We start from the raw sequence: 20,292 nt of genomic DNA, 5'->3' as shown, positions 1-20,292 counted from the left end.
ATGAACGCCTGTGGAGATAGTAGGTTACGAGGTCTGCGAAGCAGGAAGCCCATTGGCTTTAGACAATGGGTAGTTCACATGCAAAGTGAAAAAGAAAAGGAGAATATACGATATGAAATTGATGTTTGCATCTGATATACACGGTTCTGCGTATTATTGCAGAAAGATGCTGGAGGCATATCAGGCGGAGGAGGCAGGCCGCCTGATTCTTCTCGGGGATATTCTGTATCATGGACCGCGAAATGATCTGCCGAAAGAGTATGCTCCCAAAGAAGTGATTGCCATGTTAAACCCGATGAAGAATGATATCTGTGCGGTTCGCGGAAACTGCGAGGCTGAAGTAGACCAGATGGTACTGGATTTCCCGGTGATGGCAGATTACGCTCTGATTCTTTACGGAGAACGTAATCTATATGCCACACATGGTCATATTTATAATGAAAACAATCTGCCGCCTCTGAAAAACGGGGATATTCTGATCCATGGTCATACACATGTATTAAAGGCAGAAAAAAGAGAAGGTTATACACTGCTCAACCCGGGATCGGTATCGATCCCGAAAGAGGGAAATCCACCAAGTTATGCAATCCTGGAAGATGGTCTGTTTACGATCAAAGGATTTGATGGAACGATTATAAAAGAACTGCAGCTGTAGACAAGGGACAGATGTGAAGATACGGAGAAAATATGAAAATTTATGAACTGATCGCCCCATGCCATTTTGGGCTGGAGGCAGTATTGAAACGGGAAATTACAGATTTAGGTTATGAGATCAGCAAAGTGGAAGACGGAAAGGTGACTTTTCTCGGAGATGCCGAGGCCATCTGCTATGCAAATATTTTTCTGCGGACGGCGGAGAGGATCCTTCTGAAGGTCGGAACGGTGCATGCAGAGACGTTTGACGAGCTTTTTGAGGGCGTCCGTGCTCTTCCGTGGGAAGAATATATTCCGGAAAACGGAAAATTCTGGGTTACAAAGGCAACTTCCGTAAAGAGTAAGCTGTTCAGTACCTCGGATATTCAGTCCATTGTGAAAAAAGCAATGGTAAAAAGGATGGAAAAGGCTTACGGGAAGTCCTGGTTTGAAGAAGACGGAGCTTCTTTTCCGGTAAGGGTAACGTTTATGAAGGATGAGGCGGTGATCGGACTTGATACTACCGGAATTTCGCTGCACAAACGCGGATATCGTCAGAATACAGCAAAAGCCCCGATCTCGGAGACGCTTGCAGCAGCACTGATCATGCTGACACCATGGAGAAAAGACCGTATTCTGGTCGATCCGTTCTGCGGAAGCGGTACCTTCCCGATCGAGGCCGCCATGATGGCGGCAAACATGGCACCGGGCATGAACCGCAGCTTTTTATCAGAAGCCTGGCTGCATCTGATCCCGAAGAAAAACTGGTACGATGCGGTGGAAGAAGCACAGGAGCAGATCAATCTGAATATCGAGACAGACATTCAGGGATACGATATCGATGCGGCAGTGGTGCACAGTGCAAGAGAAAATGCGAGAAGAGCCGGAGTGGAAGAACTGATCCATTTCCAGCAAAGACCGGTTAGCGAACTGCATCATCCGAAAAAGTATGGTTTTATCATCACCAATCCGCCGTATGGAGAGCGTCTGGAAGAAAAAGCAGAACTTCCGGCACTTTACCGGCAGATCGGAGAGAGCTTTGACCGTCTTGATACCTGGTCCAAATATATGATCACCAGTTACGAGGATGCACAGCATTATATAGGAAAGAAAGCGGAAAAGAACCGTAAGATCTATAATGGTATGATCAAAACCTATTTCTATCAGTATCTGGGGCCAAAACCTCCAAGACGGGAGAAAAATTGAAAATAAGGTTTTTAAGAAGTATGCGAAATGCTTTGGTGATCGTGATCGTATGCCTGAGTGTGTCGTTGTTGTATGATGTATACAAAGAACCAATTGACTGGCTGCTGCATCTGGATCAGACAGAGACGAACGAAACCACAGAAACCGGAAACAGGAAGCAGAAAACGAAAAAACAGGCACAGAAGCCAGACGGACAGCAGGAAGAAGGTCTGCCGTCCGCTTATGATGGACGCATGACGGGCAAAGCTCCGGAAGTGAAAAATCAAGGTACGTTTGGGACTTGCTGGGCAGTTGTTACTTCGTCTGCCCTGGAATCACGGCTGCTGCCGCAGGAGGATATCATTTTTTCGGCGGATCACATTTCCACACAGAACAGCTATGCAATCGGTCAGGAAGAGGGAGGAGCCTACAACATTGCGATCGCCTATCTGACGGCGTGGCAGGGACCGGTGACCGAAGAGATGGATCCTTATGGAGACGGTGTTACACCGGAAGGCCTTTCTCCGGTAAAACATGTGCAGGAAGTTCGGATCGCAGAAGATAAGGATTTTGATGCGATCAAAGAAATGATTTACCGGTACGGAGCCGTTCAAAGCTCGATCTATATGGATATGGGCGGGACGAAAGTGACATCTGAATACTATGATCCGGAAAATACTTCCTACTATTATAATGGAGAGGATGAAGTGAACCATGACATTCTGATCATTGGATGGGATGATGATTATCCGGCGGAGAATTTTACGAAGACTCCATCGAAAAACGGTGCGTTTCTGTGTCAGAACAGCTGGGGCGAAGGCTTTGGCGATGGCGGAAGATTTTATGTTGCCTATGATGATACACAGATTGGCAGAAACTGTGTGGCATACACAAGGATTGACGGGACAGATAACTATGACCATCTTTATCAGACCGATCTGTGTGGCTGGGTCGGAAATATGGGCTATAAAAAAGAAAGCTGCTGGTTTGCAAACGTTTATACGGCAGATAGTACACAGACGCTGCGTGCAGTCGGGTTTTATGCAACCGGGCCGGAGTCGGATTACGAAATCTATGTGGCGGCAGATTTTAAAAACGAGATGTCACTTGTTTTGCCAAAGAAGATCCAGAAAGGTCATCTGGAACGAAAAGGGTTTTATACGATTGATCTGAAAAAAGAAATTTCCATAGCAGAAGGAGAACGTTTTGCTGTTATGGTCAAAATAAACACACCGGGCAGTGATTATCCAGTGGCGATGGAATATCGGGCCGATGACCAGACTGCAAATGTAAATCTGGAAGACGGGTGCGGCTACGTCAGCGTGGACGGTTACAGGTGGAGCCGGATCGAAGAAGAGTATGGCGGAAATATCTGCCTGAAAGCCTATACAGATAATCGCTGATGTGCTATGATAACGAATATAGGATGAACAAAAGCAGAAGGGAGAAAATCATGAAGAAAAGAATTGTTTTTGCAACCGGAAATGCCGGGAAAATGAAAGAGATCAAAATGATCCTGGGAGATCTGGGGATGCCGGTTGTCTCGATGAAAGAAGCCGGTATAGAGGCAGACATTGTAGAAGATGGAACGAGTTTTGCAGAGAATGCACAGATCAAGGCAAGTGCAGTCTTTGAAAAATGCCATGATATCGTGCTTGCAGATGATTCTGGACTGGAGATTGACTACCTGAACAAGGAACCGGGCATTTATTCTGCACGCTATATGGGAGAAGATACTTCCTATCATATCAAAAATGCAAATCTGATCAGCCGTCTGGAAGGGGTGCCGGATGAGAAACGTACCGCACGTTTTGTCTGTGCGATTGCAGCGGTTCTTCCAAATGGAGAAGTGCTGCACAGTGAAGGCACGATCGAAGGAATCATCGGATACGAAGAACAGGGTGAGAATGGCTTTGGATATGATCCGATCTTTTATCTGCCACAGTATGGATGTACAACGGCACAGCTGGAGCCGGATGTGAAAAATGAATTAAGCCACAGAGGCAAGGCACTGCGTGCGATCAAAGAACAGCTGAGAAAATATTGTGAGGAGGGAGCATATGAAGATACTGATCGTCAGTGATACGCATGGAAGACTGGAAAATCTGGAGCGGGTGATCGAAATGACAAAACCGATCGATGCCCTGATCCATCTCGGAGATGTGGAAGGACAGGAAGATTACATACGCCGTCTGGTTCCGTGTGCAGCCTATATGGTCAGTGGAAACAATGACTTTTTTTCCATGCTTCCAAGAGAACTCGAGTTTGAACTCGGCAAATATAAAGTGCTGATCACACATGGTCATTATTATTATGTTTCCCTCAATACCGAGGAGCTTCGCCGCCAGGCAAGGAGCAGGGGCAAAGACATTGTGATGTTCGGGCATACACACAAACCGTATCTGGATACGGAAGACGGGATCACGATTTTAAACCCGGGCAGTCTGTCTTATCCGAGACAGGAAGGACGCAGGCCAAGTTACATGATCATGACCATAGATGAGGCGGGAGAAGCCCGCTATGAAATCTGTTATCTCTGATAAAACTTGATATAGCCTCCGGCGGATTGCAGAGGTGCACAGAAGAATATGTCATATGATGGATGACGTACACCGCACAGCAACAGTGCCGGAGGCATTCTTGAAATAGAAGAAAAGCAGCGTTTGATAACAGATGTGAAAAGATCGCAGCAAAAACGGTGAAGATCAAAATTGTTTGGAATTTTTGGAATTGTTTAAACTTTTTTGAAAAAAGGTGTTGACAGGAGAGAAAAACGATGGTATGATACAACACGTTGAAGGCAATGAGCCGGAAACAAAGCGGGAAAATAAAATGACAACAAAAAAATGTTGAAAAAAGTAAAAAAAGTACTTGACAGACAGAAATAGAAGTTGTAAAATATATCTCGTGTCAAACAAAAAAAGAGAAATGCATATAAGCAAATAACGGGGTGTGGCTCAGCTTGGCTAGAGCGCCTGGTTTGGGACCAGGAGGTCGCAGGTTCGAATCCTGTCACCCCGACTGAAATTTTAAATTTCATCAAGTTTATATGCGGGTGTAGTTCAATGGTAGAACACCAGCCTTCCAAGCTGGATACGTGGGTTCGATTCCCATCACCCGCTCTTTGAGTCTGTAGCTCAGTTGGATAGAGCAACGGCCTTCTAAGCCGTGGGTCGGGGGTTCGAATCCCTCCAGGCTCGTTTTATGGTGGGTATAGCGCAGCTGGTTAGCGCGCCAGATTGTGGCTCTGGAGGCCAAGGGTTCGAATCCCTTTATCCACCTTTTTGGGCTATCGCCAAGCGGTAAGGCACAGCACTTTGACTGCTGCATTCGCTGGTTCGAATCCAGCTAGCCCAGCTAGCGTAAGCCGGCTGGACAAAAAGTGCCGATGCTTTCGCTCGTATAGTTCAGAACAAAATATGGGATATTAGCTCAGTTGGTAGAGCACTTGACTTTTAATCAAGTTGTCCGGGGTTCGAATCCCCGATGTCTCATGAGAAAGATGCATGGAAATGCATCTTTTTTTTGTTGCAGTAACGAGGAAATGCCAGAGGCATTGGCGCGGAGCGAGAAAGCGGGCAAAAAGTGATACTGTATCTGCAAAAAAAGAGTTACAGTATCAAATTTTTCTCACATTTGTTTTTTATCATAAGTGCCAGTGTGATAACTTAATATTTTCTTAAGAAAGGGAATTTAAAAGTATGAAAGCGAAAAAGAAATGGATGTTTCTTGGACTGACTGTTCTGGTTGTTGTGGCAGCAGGTCTTGGATACTGGAAACGGATCGGAATCCGCAATACGCTGTATCGTATGCTGGATAAGCAGATTCCATTAACAGGTGATGTTTATGGATATTACGGACAGGAAGTAAAGGTAAAAGAAAATCTGAATGAAGAAACCTCTTTCCAGATGGAGGATTCCTATGCAGACAAAATTGACACGACGATCACAAAAGAATCCAGTATGGTTGATACCTCCTGGCAGATCGACCAGCAGATCGAGGCGGAAGTCCAGTCCGGTGCATATACCTTTGAAGAGCCGGAAGTGATCATGGATCCTTACCAGATCTCACCGCTGACCGGTGTTGCAGTATTTCAGACAGATGAGGAATACCGTGTCCGGGTTACTGTAAAAGGAAAGACAAAAGAAGCAGATATCACCGGTGTGACTGTGAAAGCAAAAGGACATCGGGTACCGATCATCGGTCTTTACCCGAAAACGGAGAATTCGGTAAAACTGGAACTTTTAGATGACAACGATCAGACGATTAAAGAGATGGAACTGAAAGTTCAGACTGACGGACTGCCGGAAGAGATGGATGACATGGTATCGGTTGAAAAAAGTTCCGGAGAATCTGCCTATGGTCTTACGATTATTTCCGGTCAGGGCGTGTATTATCCGTTCGCTTATGATGTAAACGGAGATATCCGCTGGTATCTGAACCACAGAACATCCACTTACGGTGTGTTCCAGCTTTCGAATGGAAATTATATCATGCAGGACAATTACGGATACGTTTCTTCTGTGACAAAATCATTCCCTGCTGTTTTGTATGAAATGGATTATCTCGGACGGGCTGTACAGATGTACCTTGTTCCGCACGGAACGCACCATGAAATCATTGAAAAAGAGCCGGATGGAAATCTTCTGATTCTGACCAGCACACTGCAGGATCATGTGGATGACAAGATCATTGAGCTTGACCGAAAGAGCGGAGAGATCGTCAACAGTCTGGAGATGACGGAGCTTTTTGGAAATGATTATACCGAAGACGTGATTGACTGGGCACATTTAAATACCGTTTCCTATCAGGCGGAGGATGATACCATTCTGATCAGTCCGCGAAACTTGAATTCCGGTGTGAAGTTAAACTGGACCACACATGAAATCGTCTGGATTCTGGCAAATCCGGAAGTCTTTAAAGGAACGAAATACGAGAAATATGTGCTTACACCGGATTCAGATTTTCTGTGGCATTACAGACAGCATACCGTTTATCAGATTGATACGGATCTGGACGGCAATCCGGATACGGTAGAGATCACGATGTTTGACAACCATCGTAACCCGGAAGCAGATTATTATGATCATGAAAAAGGATCATTTGTAACAGTTTATGCAGTGAATGAAAAAGAAAAGACGGTTTCACTTCTGAAAAAACTACCGGTTGTGAAGGCGAACGTTACATCGAATACCACTTACGATGCAGACAGCGGTCATATCTTTGGAATGTGCGGAACGGTAAAAAGCGGCACTGCCAAAACAGGTATGACTTATGAGTTTGATTATGAGAGCGGTGAAATCCTCAATCAGTATTACATCAACAAGAATTATTACCGTGCAATTGAACTGAAAGCAAATTATGAGACAATGTCAGAAGCGATGCAGCAACCGGAGGATTATATCAAAGGAACGCTTCGCCCGCTGGCAGAAACCACTGCCAAAATCAAAGAGCCGACGCAGCAGCTGACAGAAGGACTGAATTTTAAGCTGACGGCAGGCATTCTGTTTGCAGAGATGCGGAACCGTCAGGTATCCCAGATTATTTTCAAAGGAGAGAACAAATCCTATGTTTATGATCAGTCATTCCTGAAGCTCAGAGAAGAAGACTATCTTCTGCGTACAGAGAGCATTCCGATCCCGCTTACAACAGTGGAAAAAGGAACCTATCAGATCTACTGTGTTTATCAGGATGGATATTATGATACGGCACAGACGATCACGATAAAATAAAGGCGGAGGGTTTTGCACATTGCCAAAAGCTCCTGGCCAGCCAGGGGTCACTTAAGCGAAAAATTTTTGCATGCCAAACATAAAAGACAGAGCACATGACATATTCTTATGCCACTATGCCTCTGCCTTTTTTGGTTTATTATTAATTTGTGACATTCCGCTTAGGCGACCCCGGGCAGGCCTGGAGCATTTGAAAATGTGCAAAGCAAAAGTATTTATGGAAGATAGTGGCGTTCTGTATTCATAACACAGTTTCTATAACCTTCCTTTGTACATTTACAAAACCTCCGCCGTAACTTGATGAGAAAAATTGATTGATAAGAAGAAAAATATTGACACAAAAAAACAGTAATGCTAGGATGATACAGTTAGAAATAGCTAACATTAATTTGCTTGAACGAATAAAGAAAGGGCAGGTAAATTTTATGAAAAAAAAGATCACAGCAATTTTGATGGTGATCCTGATCGGTATAATGGCTGCAGGATGCGGACAGCAGCAGAAAACAGAGCAGACAGAGGGCACAGAAGAATCAGCGAGCCAGGATATTTTTGCGATGGACACTTACATGTCTGTGACTGCATATGGGGCAGATGCAGAAAGTGCAGTTTCGGATGCAATTGCAGAGATTGAGCGATTGGATGCACTGCTTTCGACAGGAGAGACGGACAGTGAGATCTATAAGCTGAACCAGAATGGAGGAGGAAGCATTTCGGAAGATACTTCTTATCTTCTTGAGCGTGCACTTGAGATTTGGAAAAGTACGGATGGCTGTTTTGAGATCGGTATTTACCCACTGATGCAGGAATGGGGCTTTACAGACGGCAATTATAAAGTTCCGGATAAGGAAACACTGCAGAAACTACTGCCTCTGGCGGATTCTTCAAAAATTGATTTTAATGAGAAAGATCAGACCGTCAGCTTTGAACAGGATGGAATGGAGATTGATTTCGGAGGAATCGCAAAGGGCTATACTTCCGGAAGGATCATGGATATTTTCCGTGAACATGGCATCACAAGCGGAATGGTAAGCCTTGGCGGAAACGTACAGGTACTTGGAATCAAAACAGATGGAAGCAAATGGAGAGTTGCCGTTCAGAATCCAGAAGATACGGAAAATTATCTTGGTGTCCTTGAGACACAGGATCGTGCGGTGATCACGTCCGGCGGTTATGAACGCTATTTTGAACAGGACGGCAAGACCTATCAGCATATACTGGATCCGAAAACAGGATATCCGGCAGACAGTGGACTGACATCTGTGACGATCGTCAGTGCGGACGGAACGCTGGCAGATGGTCTGTCTACGTCACTTTTTGTGATGGGAAAAGAAAAAGCAGTGGCATACTGGCGGGCACACAGCGAAGAATTTGATGCGATTCTGGTAGAAAAAGACGGAACCGTATCGGTGACAGAGAACATTGCGGATCAGTTTACACCGGATGATGCGGTAAAAAAGACAGAAATCATAACAAAGCATTCAAGTCGAACGCACGTGAGACTTGGTGCGTGATTCTGGTCAGCGAAAGCTGACATATTCTTCTCAGAATCACTGCACATCCTCGCGGAGCGTTTATCTCAGTCGGAGATTATACTCCCACTGAGAAAGACTTGGAGTGTTATTACTCACTTGCAGAAGTGGGAGTCTTCTCGACTGAGATAAAAGACAAGAATCATAAGACTGGAGGAGCGGTAAGATGAACTGGAAAAAATTATCAGCGTTTGCACCGATGCTGGCGGTTATTGTACTGGCCGGATGCATGGGAAAAACATTAGCGGGATATACGCCGGCCACTTACGAAGCCAAAGCAGAAGAAATCACACTCCAGGAAGAAACAACACAAAGCACAGAAGAAAAAGGACAGCAAACGTCCAAAATAAAGAAAAAAACAAAGAAAGCCGCAAAAACAGAAAGCAAAAAGAAAGCGGCAAAAGGAAACTTTGATCTGGAAGATGGAACTTATATCGGGGAAGGTCAGGGATTTGGCGGAACGATTAAAGTTTCGGTCGTAATAAAAGACAAGACGATCACAGAAATCAATGTCGTGAGTGCCGAAGGAGAAGATGCGGCTTTCTTTGGAAGAGCGAAGGGCGTGATCGATAAGATCCTTTCCGGGCAGAAGACGGATGTGGATGTGGTATCCGGTGCGACCTATAGTTCCAGAGGCATTATAAGTGCCGTGAAAAATGCATTGACCGGAGAGAAGGATACCAGTACTTCACCGGCAGCGGGCGGCACAGGCGGGGCATCGGCAGCAGCCGGAAGTGGAAAGATCACGCAGGTGGCGGAAGACAAAGATCAGACCTGCAAAGACGGCACTTACTATGGCACCGGAACCGGATTTGGCGGAACGGTGAAAGTAAAAGTTGTGATCAAAGATAACAAGATCAAAAGTATTGAGATCGTGGAACATCAGGACGGAAGCAGCTATATGCAGAAGGCATCCGCACTGATCAGCACGGTGATCGAAAAACAGAGCACCAACGTAGACGGCGTGTCCGGGGCAACTTACAGTTCGGCCGGTCTGATCGAGGCGATCCGAAATGCTGTAGATCAGGCAAAAACGACAAAGACAACCGGGGACAATAAGAAAGAAACCGAGAAAAAGAATAACGATACATCTGGAACTGTCACTCCACAGGTGACTGGAAAGTTTCCATATAAAGATGGTATCTACTATGGAACCGGGGAAGGATATATGGGAGATATCACCGTTGCAGTGGTCATCCAGAATAAGACAGTCACCTCAATCCTGGTGACAGAGACAGACGGAGACGGGGAAGAATTTGTCAAAAAGGCAAAAGCAGTGGCAGACCAGATTGTAAAAAAACAGAGTACCAGGAAAATAGATACCGTGTCGGGAGCAACTTACAGCTCGAAGGGAATCCTGGAAGCGATCAAAGATGCCCTGAATCATGCAAAAGAGGCAACTAACGGGAAAGAAACCGAAAAGCCGGCAGAAACCGAGACGCAGAAGCCAGCAGAAACCGAGAAACCCTCAGAAAGTGAATCTTCATCGGAGAGTGAAAAAGAAAGAGTGTATGCCGACGGAGATTATACCGCTTCGGCAACCTGCACTTCCTCTGGCGGAGGAGCGTTTGACGATTATACACTGACTGCGACCGTCACGATCAAAGATGACAAGATCACAGCGATCACAAACGTTGCCGGAAGCGGAGCAGGTTATGTGGCTGCAGATGCTCTTTATATAAAGAGGGCGGCAGAAGGCACAAGAAAAGCACAGGGAGTGGTAGCACAGGTTCTGGCAAAGAACAGCCTGGACGAGATCGATGTGGTATCCGGTGCGACCTGTTCATCCAATGCCCTTTTAGAAGCCTGCAGACAGGCACTTGAGAGTGCAAAGATCGTGCAACAAAGTGAGTAAAAAGTAAGGAAGATTCTGATGAAAAAATTCTGGATAAAAATGTGCAGCCTTGTGCTGCTACTGTTTCTGATCGGCGGTTACAATACCGTGCTTGCAATGCGGGAGCAGCGAGATGAGATCGCCAGGCTGACCGCAGAGCTGGAGGGCAGCAAGATGACCGTTTCAGCTTTAAAGGAACAGCAGGCAAAGAAAACAGAAAATACAGCGGCAGAGGCTTTAAAAGGTGCAGATGCCAAGAATACAGACGGAGGCTGGAAGGACGGCACTTACGAAGGGAAAGGGCAGGGATTTGGCGGCAAGGTCGTTGTGGAAGTGACGATCGAGAGCGGAGAAATCACGTGCATTGAAGTCAAAGAAGCACAAAAAGAGGACAGTGCATACCTTGAAATGGCAAAGGATATCATCGAGGATATCGTAGATGCACAGTCGGCGGACGTGGATACGATCAGCGGAGCGACCTTCAGTTCAACCGGAATCCGGGAAGCAGTTACACAGGCACTTGAAAAGGCGGAATAAGAAATGAACAAGAAACTTGACAGAAAAAAGCAAAAACAAGTACATCGCTATGTAAGAGCTATTATACAGCTGATCTTCTTTCTGCTGGTACCATCCGCTTTTACAGCTGCATTTTCCGGTGTAAAATATCTGTTTACGCAGATTGGCAAAGGAGATGCGATCGGCATGGCAAGTTTTGTCACAGCTCTGTGCGTCCTCTGCCTTTATACCATTCTGTTCGGTCGGTTTTTCTGCGGATTTGCCTGTGCATTCGGAAGTTTCGGAGATGCATTGCATGGTATTTATCTGTGGATCTGTAAAAAAATCAGGAAAAAACCGTACCGTATTTCAGAGAAGATCACAAAGTATTTATATTTGCTGAAATACATCGTGCTGGCTATGATCAGCCTGTTATGTTATGCAGGCGTTTATGCAAAAACAAAGGGCACCAGTCCGTGGGAAGTTTTTTCCATGATCCGTGCCGGAAACTTCAAACTTGGCGGATATGCCATCGGAATTGTACTGCTGACTATTCTGATGATCGGCATGTGTGTGCAGGAACGCTTTTTCTGCCGTTTTTTCTGTCCGATGGGTGCTGTCTTTTCCCTGCTTCCGGCACTACCGTTCCTGACACTGGCAAGAGACCGTGAAAACTGCATCAAAGGATGCAGGGCATGCACGAAAAACTGTCCGGCAGAACTGGGACTTCCAAAGAGCAGTTCGATCGAGACGCCGGGAGAATGTTTCCAGTGTCAGAAGTGTGTGGACATCTGCCCGAAAGGAAATATCCATACGAGAGTGCCGAAACTTCGCGGCAATGAAGTGTGGTTTACGGTTTTCAGAGCATTGCTGCTGCTTGGCGTGCTTTACCTGTTCCATCTGGCATAGGCAAAAGGGAGTAGCCTTCTTTTATGCCGGGCGGAACTATTTTTAAGGTTATTGGTTAGCAAATGCTAATTTTTAATAAAACAAACTAATTATTATTCGAGGAGGAATACTCATGAAAAAAAGAACCATCAACATGAAAAAGTCACTGGCAATCGCAGTCGCAGCAGCAATGATGCTCGGTATCTGCCCGACAGCAGCACCGGTCAATGCAGCAGATTCAGATTACAAATACGTTTATGCAAGTCTGGACTGGGCAGAGTACTGGCAGAATGAAAATGTTTATCTGGCAAGCGGAAGTACACTGAAATCTTCCTCCGAAGAAGCGGATGCCAGAGGAGAATATGATAAAGGTGCATTTGACGTTGTAACGCGTGCAACGAAAAACCACGGACTGCACCGCGGAAGTTTCCAGTGTGATGCTGTGATCCGTGATACCGATGGAAAAGCATATGAAATCTCTTACTGGACATCCGAAGAAGTGTCGGCAAAGGATGAAAATGGACAGGATACTACGAAAAAAGTTGTCTATGCAGTCCTGACAGACGGAAGCAAGATCCAGTTTGATAAAGGTACGATCACCTACACCGAAAACGGTGAGACAAAAACGGCAACCATGGAGGATTATGAAGTAAAAGGAATCAAATATGTACCGGTTGCAGTCAAAACAGAAGATTATGCAGATTTCTGCAAGAAATACAGCGTAACAGAAGATGCATCTGCAATCGAAGGCGGATATACGGAGAAAGCACTGAAAGCATATACAAAGACAGCAGAAGTAACTGCAGATACCAATGGTCTGAAAGTTGCAACAAAAAATGCAGACGGAACCTATTCTTTTGCGGCAAGAAAGACAGGAAGCAATTCCGGTATCAAAAATGAAGCACAGAAAACAGTCGATGAGACAAAGATTGTAAAGACGGTACGTTCCGCGGATGATGCTGAGACTTACGGTGCATTTATCCGTGTTGACCTGACAGGAGATGCTTATGGTGATCTGGGTGCAAATATGCAGACAGTTCGCTGGGACTACTATGGAAATGACAGCACTTACACAAACAAACTGGCAACCTACGGAACAAAATTTGCAGCAGACAACTGGATGCACAAATCCATGGGTGTTCAGCTTGGACTGACGAAATCCCTTCGCTGCCAGCTGCCGGAAGGAACCGACGGAACCGGATACTGGAAAGTAACTGTATATGCACTGGGATATCAGGATTATACCTTTGAAGTACAGGCAACATCTGAGAACATCGTATCTGACAATAAAGGTGATGAGAAAGTAGATACCACAGAACTGCAGAAAGTGGTAGACGAAGCAAAGAAACTGGTAAAAGCAGACTACACCGCTTCTAGCTGGGCATCTTTTGAGACAGAGCTGGCAGAAGCAGAAGATGAGCTGAAAACACCGCATACACAGGCAACAGTAAACGAAGCGATCGCTCATCTGCAGAATGCGATCAAAGATCTGGTAAAAGTACAGAAAGAAACCGAGACAAAGACACCGGAAACAAAAACAGATATCAACAATGATAAGAACAACCAGACACAGACTGCTTACAAAGCAAAAGTAAAACTGAACTCTGTCAAGAACACAAAAGGCAGAAAAGCAGTCCTGAAATGGAAAAAGGTTAAAAATGCAGATGGTTATGTTGTATACCGTGCAACAAAGAAAAACGGAAAATACGCAGCAGTAAAAACCATCAACAAAGGAAAGACGGTTACCTTTACCAACAAAAATCTGAAAAAAGGAAAAACATACTACTATAAAATCAAAGCTTACAAAAAAGTAAACGGCAAAAAAGCACTTGGTCAGTTTTCAGCAGTAAAGAGCGTTAAAATCAAAAAATAAGCGTAAGTTTTCAGATTTTTCGGGCGGGCACACTTGACAGGGTGTGCCTGCTTTTGTATAATAAAACAGCATGCGGTCATGGCGGAATTGGCAGACGCGCTGGTTTTAGGTGCCAGTGGGCAACCGTGTGAGTTCGAGTCTCACTGGCCGCATTCTTTACAGAAAAGAGACAATTTTTTCTATTCATCTGCTTGACAATTTCAGACAGTTGAGATATAGTAAATATATACAAAAAAGCTTTGGATTTTTTTAGAGTTTTCAGAAGCTTTACATATAAGTAGAGTAGATATCGTACGTAAAGTGTCGTTGGAGGGGGAGGCTTCCGACGAACGAAGGTTATACCGCGTTACGGTCTCGCTTCCGCTACTGCACAAAGAACCAGGATATTTTATCCTTTATTTTTGTGCGGCATTTTTTTACCCAAAAACAGCTAATTACCGCAAAAAGCGGTTAATAAAGAAAGGAGTAATGAACATCATGGGATTCAAATCAGACATTGAAATTGCACAGGAGACAACGATGGCTCCAATCACAGAAATTGCAGACAAAGCAGGTATTGACCGTAAATATCTGGAGCAGTACGGCAATTATAAAGCAAAAATTGACTACAATCTGTTAAGAGAAAAAGAAGGCGAAGACGGCAAGCTGATCCTGGTTACCGCAATCAACCCGACTCCGGCAGGAGAAGGAAAGACAACCACATCTGTAGGTCTGGCAGACGGAATGTCAAGACTTGGTAAAAAAGTTATGGTAGCTCTTCGTGAGCCGTCACTTGGACCTGTATTCGGTGTAAAAGGCGGAGCAGCCGGCGGCGGATATGCTCAGGTAGTTCCGATGGAAGATATCAACCTCCACTTCACAGGTGACTTCCATGCGATCGGTGCAGCAAACAACCTGCTGGCAGCCATGATCGACAACCACATTTTCCAGGGCAACGCACTGAACATTGACCCGAGAAAGATCACATGGAAGAGATGCGTGGATATGAACGACCGTCAGCTGAGAAACGTAGTAGACGGACTTGGCGGAAAGACAAACGGAATGCCAAGAGAAGATGGTTATGACATCACCGTTGCTTCTGAGATCATGGCAGTTCTGTGTCTGGCACGTGATATCACAGACCTGAAAGAAAGACTGTCTAAAATCATCATTGGCTATACATACGGAAAGATCGCAGAGCAGAAACCGGTTACCGCAGGTGACCTGAATGCACAGGGAGCTATGGCAGCTCTTCTGAAAGATGCACTGAAACCAAACCTGGTACAGACACTGGAGAAAACACCGGCAATCGTACACGGCGGTCCGTTCGCAAACATTGCTCATGGATGTAACTCCGTAACAGCAACCAAGATGTGTCTGAAACTGGCTGATTACACCATCACAGAAGCCGGATTCGGTGCTGACTTAGGTGCTGAGAAATTCCTGGATATCAAGTGCCGTATGGCAGGTCTGAAACCAAACGCAGTTGTTATCGTAGCAACCGTTCGTGCACTGAAATACAACGGCGGCGTTGCAAAAACAGACCTGAACAACGAAAATCTGGAAGCTCTGGAAAAAGGTATGCCAAACCTGCTGAAACATGTAAGCAATATCACAAACGTATACAAACTGCCTTGCGTTGTTGCAATCAATGCATTCCCGACCGATACAGAAGCAGAACTGAAACTGGTTGAAGAGAAATGTAAAGAACTGGGCGTAAATGTTGTTCTCTCTGAAGTATGGGCAAAAGGCGGCGAAGGCGGAATCGCTCTGGCAGAAGAAGTGATCCGTCTGTGTGATCAGCCAAACGACTTTACTTATGCATACGAACTGGAAGGTTCTATCGAAGATAAACTGAATGAGATCGTTCAGAAGATCTACGGCGGAAGCAGAGTTGTCCTGACAGCAAATGCAAAGAAACAGGCAAAACAGCTCGAAGATATGGGATTTGGCAACTGCCCGATCTGTATGGCAAAAACACAGTATAGCTTAACGGATGACCAGACAAAACTGGGTGCTCCGAAAGATTTTGAGATTACTGTTCGTAACCTGAAGATCTCCGCAGGTGCAGGATTCATCGTAGCACTGACCGGTGATATTATGACCATGCCTGGACTGCCGAAAGTTCCGGCGGCTGAGAGAATCGACGTAGATGAGACAGGAAAGATTTCCGGACTGTTCTGATCAAAACAAAATGATCGCAAAGGTCATATGCATTTTTTCATAAGACAGGGATGAAAGATTCCCAGCAAGCAGATGCCAGGGTTCAATGGGTATACCAGCCTTTTGACTCTGGCATCTTTTTAATGTAAATATAAGAAGAAAAAGCGAGGTGCGTATATGTTTCGAGAAGAGTATCAGGCAGTTTGTGGTGCTGCAAAGAAAAAAGTGGAATTTCTGGAAAAGAATCCGCTTGGATATGTGGCAGCTGCTTTCCTGGCAGGAATGTTTGTCGGACTGGGCTGCGTGCTGATGGGCGTTGTGGGAGGATATTTCAATGCAGCGGGAAGTCCGGCAACGAAATTGCTGAACGGACTTGTTTTTGCAGTAGGATTAAATTTTGTGTTTATGGCAGGTGCGGAACTGTTTACCGGAAATAATTTTACAATGAGTGCAGCATCTATAAAAGGAGAAGTTTCCTGGGGGAAAACGATCAAAGTGTGGATCGTCTGCTATCTGGGAAATCTGCTCGGTTCTGTTGTGACAGCCGGAATCTTTATGATGACCGGACTGATGAACGGACAGGAAGTTGGAACGTTCTTGAGAAATGCGGCAGTGGCGAAAGTCTCCGCAGCTCCGATGGAGCTTTTTGCAAAAGCGATCTTCTGTAATATCTGTGTATGTCTTGCGGTGTGGTGCAGCATCAAAATGAAAACAGAGACTGGCAAGATCATGATGGCGATCTTGGGTGTGATGACCTTTGTTACCAGCGGATATGAGCACAGCGTTGCCAATATGACCTTTTTTACGATTGGTCTGTTAGATCCGGGTACAGCTATCACGATCGGGGGAGTGCTTTACAATCTTCTGATCGTCACAGCCGGCAATATGCTGGGCGGTATTCTGTTTGTGGCATTGCCATATTATCTGATCCAGAAAAAGGATTAAAATAACAGAAAATTCAAGTCGAACGCACGTGAGCAGGTAACCTTCCAAAAAGAAGATACCTGCTTTTTTGTTGTCAAAAAAATTTTCAAAATTCTTGCATAGTGTTTTTGTGAACCTGGAGTGTTTCAAAGTATGGCTTCAAATTCAAAAATACAGAAAAAATCGTAACAGACTTGTAAAAAAATGTAATATATGTTAAAGTAAACAAGGTTACGTCAACAGATGTAAGGAGGAAAATATGAGCAAGCAAAGAAAAAGAAAATACCTGCAGATTGTTGTAACATTTTTATGCATATGCATGCTGGGGGGCTTTTCTGGGAAACAGGTTCATGCTGAGACAGGCTATGCACTGATTCCGAAAGTAAAAGAAGCACAGACCGGATGGTTTGTAAAATACTGGAGCGGCTGGAAGTATATTTATGCAAACGGCAAGTGCCCGAAGAACAAATGGAAAAAGATCAACAATAAGATTTACTATTTTGATAAAAACGGTTATATGCAGACCGGCTGGAAGAAATATAAAAATTCCTGGTACTATCTTCGCAAGAGCGGCAAGAACAAAGGGGCACTCTGCACCGGATGGAAAACGATCTCCGGGAAACGGTATTTTCTGGCAAAAAAGACAGGTGCAAGAGTGACCGGATGGCATACGATCAAAAATACCCTTTACTATTTTAATAACAAAGGTGTCCTTCAGAAAGGAAAGACGGTAGGAGAGTATCAGCTGGATAAAATCACCGGTGCGGCCATCAAGATCGCGACCGAACCGGATACCTCCGAAGTGACGGACGAGAGCAACACCACAGGAGGCGATGCGGACAATACTGCCACGACTGTTGACAAACTGCATATCTTTGTCGGGGACTCCAGAACGGTAGGTTTAAGTAATGCAATGGGCTGTGTATCTTACGATAAACTTCTTCAGATCCGCACAGAAGAAAACCTGACAGAGTACTATCTGGCGGAAGTCGGCAGTGGTTATTCCTGGTACAGCACAAAAGCACTTCCGAAGCTGGTGAAAATGCTCAATGAGAATCCGGCAGCGACTGTGATTTTGAATCATGGTATCAATGATCTTGGAAATATTGATCAGTACATAGCCTCTTATCAGTGGCTGATCAGAGTGTATCCGAATACAAAATTTGTGATCATGTCCGTAAATCCAGTCAACAGAAAACTTTACAAAGGTTATGCAAAACCGGCCAATATTACGGTGTTTAATCAGAAAATGCAGGCGGCGTTTCCAAACAATTTTGTCAATACATATCAGTATCTGCAGTCGATGGGATTTAATACCGCAGACGGACTGCACTACGACAGTCTGACGTACATGAACCTTTATAATTATATGCAGCCGTACTTATAAGGCTGGCAATGGAGTACAGAATCGTTTCGTGGTAATTTCAGGTTCTGTACTTTTCTTTCTGTAAAAATGCCGGAAAACAGTTGGTTTCTGTGTTGACTGAACGATGGAAACTGTAGTATACTGGACAAGGATTGTTATTGTAACTATTCAAAAATAAAAAAGAGAATTTTGGTTCTCATATAATAGGAGAAATACTGCAAAATGCAGTATGACAGCTATTCACAGGAGGAGACACATATGGTACAGGCTATTGTAGGAGCAAACTGGGGCGATGAAGGTAAAGGTAAGATTACCGATATGCTGGCTGAAAAAGCAGACATCATCGTAAGATTTCAGGGAGGAGCAAATGCAGGTCATACGATCGTAAACAATTACGGAAAATTTGCACTGCATACACTTCCGTCAGGTGTATTTTACAGCCATACGACAAGCATCATTGGAAATGGTGTTGCTCTGGATATACCTGTTTTGATAAATGAATTAAACAGCATCGTAGAACGTGGTGTTCCGATGCCGAAACTTCTGATCTCTGATCGTGCACAGATCGTAATGCCATATCATATTTTATTTGATAAATATGAGGAAGAACGTCTGGCAGGAAAATCATTCGGATCTACCAAATCAGGTATCGCACCATTTTATTCAGATAAATACGCAAAAATCGGTTTCCAGGTAAATGAGCTTTTTGATGAAGAAAGACTGCTTGGAAAATTAAAAGACGTATGTGAAAAGAAAAACGTCATGTTAGAGCATCTCTATCACAAACCACTGCTGGTTCCGGAAGAGATTCTGGAAACACTGAAGGAATATCGCGAAATGGTAAAACCATTTGTATGCAATACTTCCCTGTATCTGTGGAATGCACTGAAAGAAGGCAAAACGGTTCTTCTGGAAGGACAGCTGGGAACACTGAAAGATCCGGATCACGGAATCTACCCGATGGTTACCTCCTCTTCCACACTGGCAGCTTATGGTGCAATCGGTGCAGGACTGCCGCCGTATGAGATCACCAAGATCGTGACGGTATGCAAAGCTTACTCAAGTGCAGTAGGAGCAGGTGCGTTCGTAAGTGAGATCTTTGGAGAAGAAGCAGATGAGCTGAGAAAACGCGGTGGAGACGGCGGAGAGTTCGGAGCAACCACAGGTCGTCCTCGCCGTATGGGATGGTTTGACTGTGTGGCTTCCAAATATGGATGCCGTATGCAGGGAGCTACGGATGTAGCATTTACCGTTCTGGATGTTCTGGGATACCTGGATGAGATTCCGGTTTGCACAGGTTATGAGATCGACGGAGAAGTTACCACCGATTTCCCGACTACCGCACAGCTGGAAAAAGCAAAACCGGTTCTGGAGAAACTGCCAGGCTGGAAGAGCGATATCCGCGGAATCCGCAAATACGAAGATCTGCCGGAGAACTGCAAGAAATACATCGAGTTCGTAGAAGAACACATCGGATTCCCGATCACCATGGTATCTAACGGACCAGGAAGAGATGATATCATCTATCGCGAGAGTAAACTCTCCAAATAAAAAGTTGTCGGTGGTTTCCTGGCAGGTGTAAAGAATTGAAATGCCGAGTGTTTTAAAAGACTGTTTGCAAAAGAATAGTAGTGCATGTGCAAATGAACGAATTCCCCGAAGGGCACGTAAAAGTGCCTTCTTGGGAATTC

Annotated in this window: 15 protein-coding genes, 7 tRNA genes and 1 riboswitch; all 22 genes read left to right on the top strand. The window is 44.8% G+C overall.

Annotation, left to right across the window (positions count from 1 at the left end; genetic code table 11):
- Nucleotides 1-112 precede the first annotated feature (112 nt).
- The 22 genes from yfcE to GPK60_RS05455 all read left to right on the top strand — a co-directional run bounded on the left by yfcE (nt 113) and on the right by GPK60_RS05455 (nt 20,152).
- Nucleotides 113-655: a phosphodiesterase gene (gene yfcE, locus GPK60_RS05560; protein ID WP_215659042.1), complete on the top strand. Its 543-nt coding sequence runs from the start codon at nt 113-115 to the stop codon at nt 653-655.
- Between the two features lie 32 nt (nt 656-687).
- Nucleotides 688-1,839 carry a class I SAM-dependent RNA methyltransferase gene (locus GPK60_RS05555; RefSeq protein ID WP_173898462.1) on the top strand — a complete coding sequence of 384 codons (1,152 nt, stop codon included), beginning with the start codon at nt 688-690 and terminating at the stop codon, nt 1,837-1,839.
- Nucleotides 1,840-1,859: 20 nt separating this feature from the next.
- Nucleotides 1,860-3,221, top strand: coding sequence for a lectin like domain-containing protein (locus tag GPK60_RS05550; protein ID WP_215659041.1), 1,362 nt, complete (start codon nt 1,860-1,862; stop codon nt 3,219-3,221).
- A 50-nt stretch (nt 3,222-3,271) separates the two neighbouring features.
- Entirely contained in the window at nt 3,272-3,901 is a 630-nt protein-coding gene (gene rdgB / locus GPK60_RS05545) for an RdgB/HAM1 family non-canonical purine NTP pyrophosphatase (protein WP_022118379.1), read from the top strand.
- Entirely contained in the window at nt 3,879-4,358 is a 480-nt protein-coding gene (locus tag GPK60_RS05540) for a metallophosphoesterase (RefSeq protein ID WP_022118378.1), read from the top strand. The genes rdgB and GPK60_RS05540 overlap by 23 nt, the downstream gene beginning before the upstream one ends.
- Before the next feature lie 406 nt (nt 4,359-4,764).
- A tRNA-Pro gene (locus GPK60_RS05535) sits at nt 4,765-4,839 on the top strand.
- Nucleotides 4,840-4,869: 30 nt separating this feature from the next.
- Nucleotides 4,870-4,940 (top strand) — tRNA-Gly (locus GPK60_RS05530).
- A gap of 4 nt (nt 4,941-4,944) precedes the next feature.
- Nucleotides 4,945-5,018, top strand: a tRNA-Arg gene (locus tag GPK60_RS05525).
- A 7-nt stretch (nt 5,019-5,025) separates the two neighbouring features.
- Nucleotides 5,026-5,099, top strand: a tRNA-His gene (locus GPK60_RS05520).
- A 4-nt stretch (nt 5,100-5,103) separates the two neighbouring features.
- Nucleotides 5,104-5,175, top strand: a tRNA-Gln gene (locus tag GPK60_RS05515).
- 64 nt (nt 5,176-5,239) lie between these two features.
- Nucleotides 5,240-5,312: transfer RNA gene (locus GPK60_RS05510), tRNA-Lys, on the top strand.
- Between the two features lie 207 nt (nt 5,313-5,519).
- Nucleotides 5,520-7,550 carry an aryl-sulfate sulfotransferase gene (locus GPK60_RS05505; RefSeq protein WP_215659040.1) on the top strand — a complete coding sequence of 677 codons (2,031 nt, stop codon included), beginning with the start codon at nt 5,520-5,522 and terminating at the stop codon, nt 7,548-7,550.
- 425 nt (nt 7,551-7,975) lie between these two features.
- Nucleotides 7,976-9,061, top strand: a complete 1,086-nt coding sequence (locus tag GPK60_RS05500; protein ID WP_215659039.1) for an FAD:protein FMN transferase — start codon at nt 7,976-7,978, stop codon at nt 9,059-9,061.
- Nucleotides 9,062-9,245: 184 nt separating this feature from the next.
- Entirely contained in the window at nt 9,246-10,934 is a 1,689-nt protein-coding gene (locus GPK60_RS05495) for an FMN-binding protein (RefSeq protein WP_173866697.1), read from the top strand.
- 18 nt (nt 10,935-10,952) lie between these two features.
- Nucleotides 10,953-11,450, top strand: a complete 498-nt coding sequence (locus GPK60_RS05490; protein ID WP_215659038.1) for an FMN-binding protein — start codon at nt 10,953-10,955, stop codon at nt 11,448-11,450.
- A gap of 3 nt (nt 11,451-11,453) precedes the next feature.
- A complete protein-coding gene (locus GPK60_RS05485) occupies nt 11,454-12,317 on the top strand; it encodes a 4Fe-4S binding protein (protein ID WP_215659037.1) in 864 nt (287 codons plus the stop codon).
- A 112-nt stretch (nt 12,318-12,429) separates the two neighbouring features.
- Nucleotides 12,430-14,169: a penicillin-binding Tp47 domain C-containing protein gene (locus tag GPK60_RS05480; RefSeq protein WP_215659036.1), complete on the top strand. Its 1,740-nt coding sequence runs from the start codon at nt 12,430-12,432 to the stop codon at nt 14,167-14,169.
- A 72-nt stretch (nt 14,170-14,241) separates the two neighbouring features.
- Nucleotides 14,242-14,321 (top strand) — tRNA-Leu (locus GPK60_RS05475).
- Nucleotides 14,322-14,445: 124 nt separating this feature from the next.
- Nucleotides 14,446-14,537: riboswitch (THF riboswitch) on the top strand.
- Nucleotides 14,538-14,646: 109 nt separating this feature from the next.
- On the top strand, nt 14,647-16,332 hold the full coding sequence (locus tag GPK60_RS05470; protein ID WP_215659035.1) for a formate--tetrahydrofolate ligase: 1,686 nt from the start codon (nt 14,647-14,649) through the stop codon (nt 16,330-16,332).
- Nucleotides 16,333-16,488: 156 nt separating this feature from the next.
- Nucleotides 16,489-17,256: a formate/nitrite transporter family protein gene (locus tag GPK60_RS05465; protein WP_173866693.1), complete on the top strand. Its 768-nt coding sequence runs from the start codon at nt 16,489-16,491 to the stop codon at nt 17,254-17,256.
- Between the two features lie 238 nt (nt 17,257-17,494).
- Nucleotides 17,495-18,622 (top strand): hypothetical protein, encoded by a 1,128-nt coding sequence (locus GPK60_RS05460; RefSeq protein WP_215659034.1) that lies wholly within the window; start codon nt 17,495-17,497, stop codon nt 18,620-18,622.
- A 237-nt stretch (nt 18,623-18,859) separates the two neighbouring features.
- A complete protein-coding gene (locus GPK60_RS05455; protein WP_147631194.1) occupies nt 18,860-20,152 on the top strand; it encodes an adenylosuccinate synthase in 1,293 nt (430 codons plus the stop codon).
- The last annotated feature ends 140 nt before the right edge of the window (nt 20,153-20,292 follow it).

This window comes from Ruminococcus sp. MCC718 (assembly GCF_018783905.1).
Taxonomy (GTDB): Bacteria; Bacillota; Clostridia; order Lachnospirales; family Lachnospiraceae; genus Hominisplanchenecus; species Hominisplanchenecus faecis.
The sequence above is the reverse complement of the archived record's forward strand: the minus strand, read 5'-3'. Positions and strand labels throughout refer to the sequence as shown.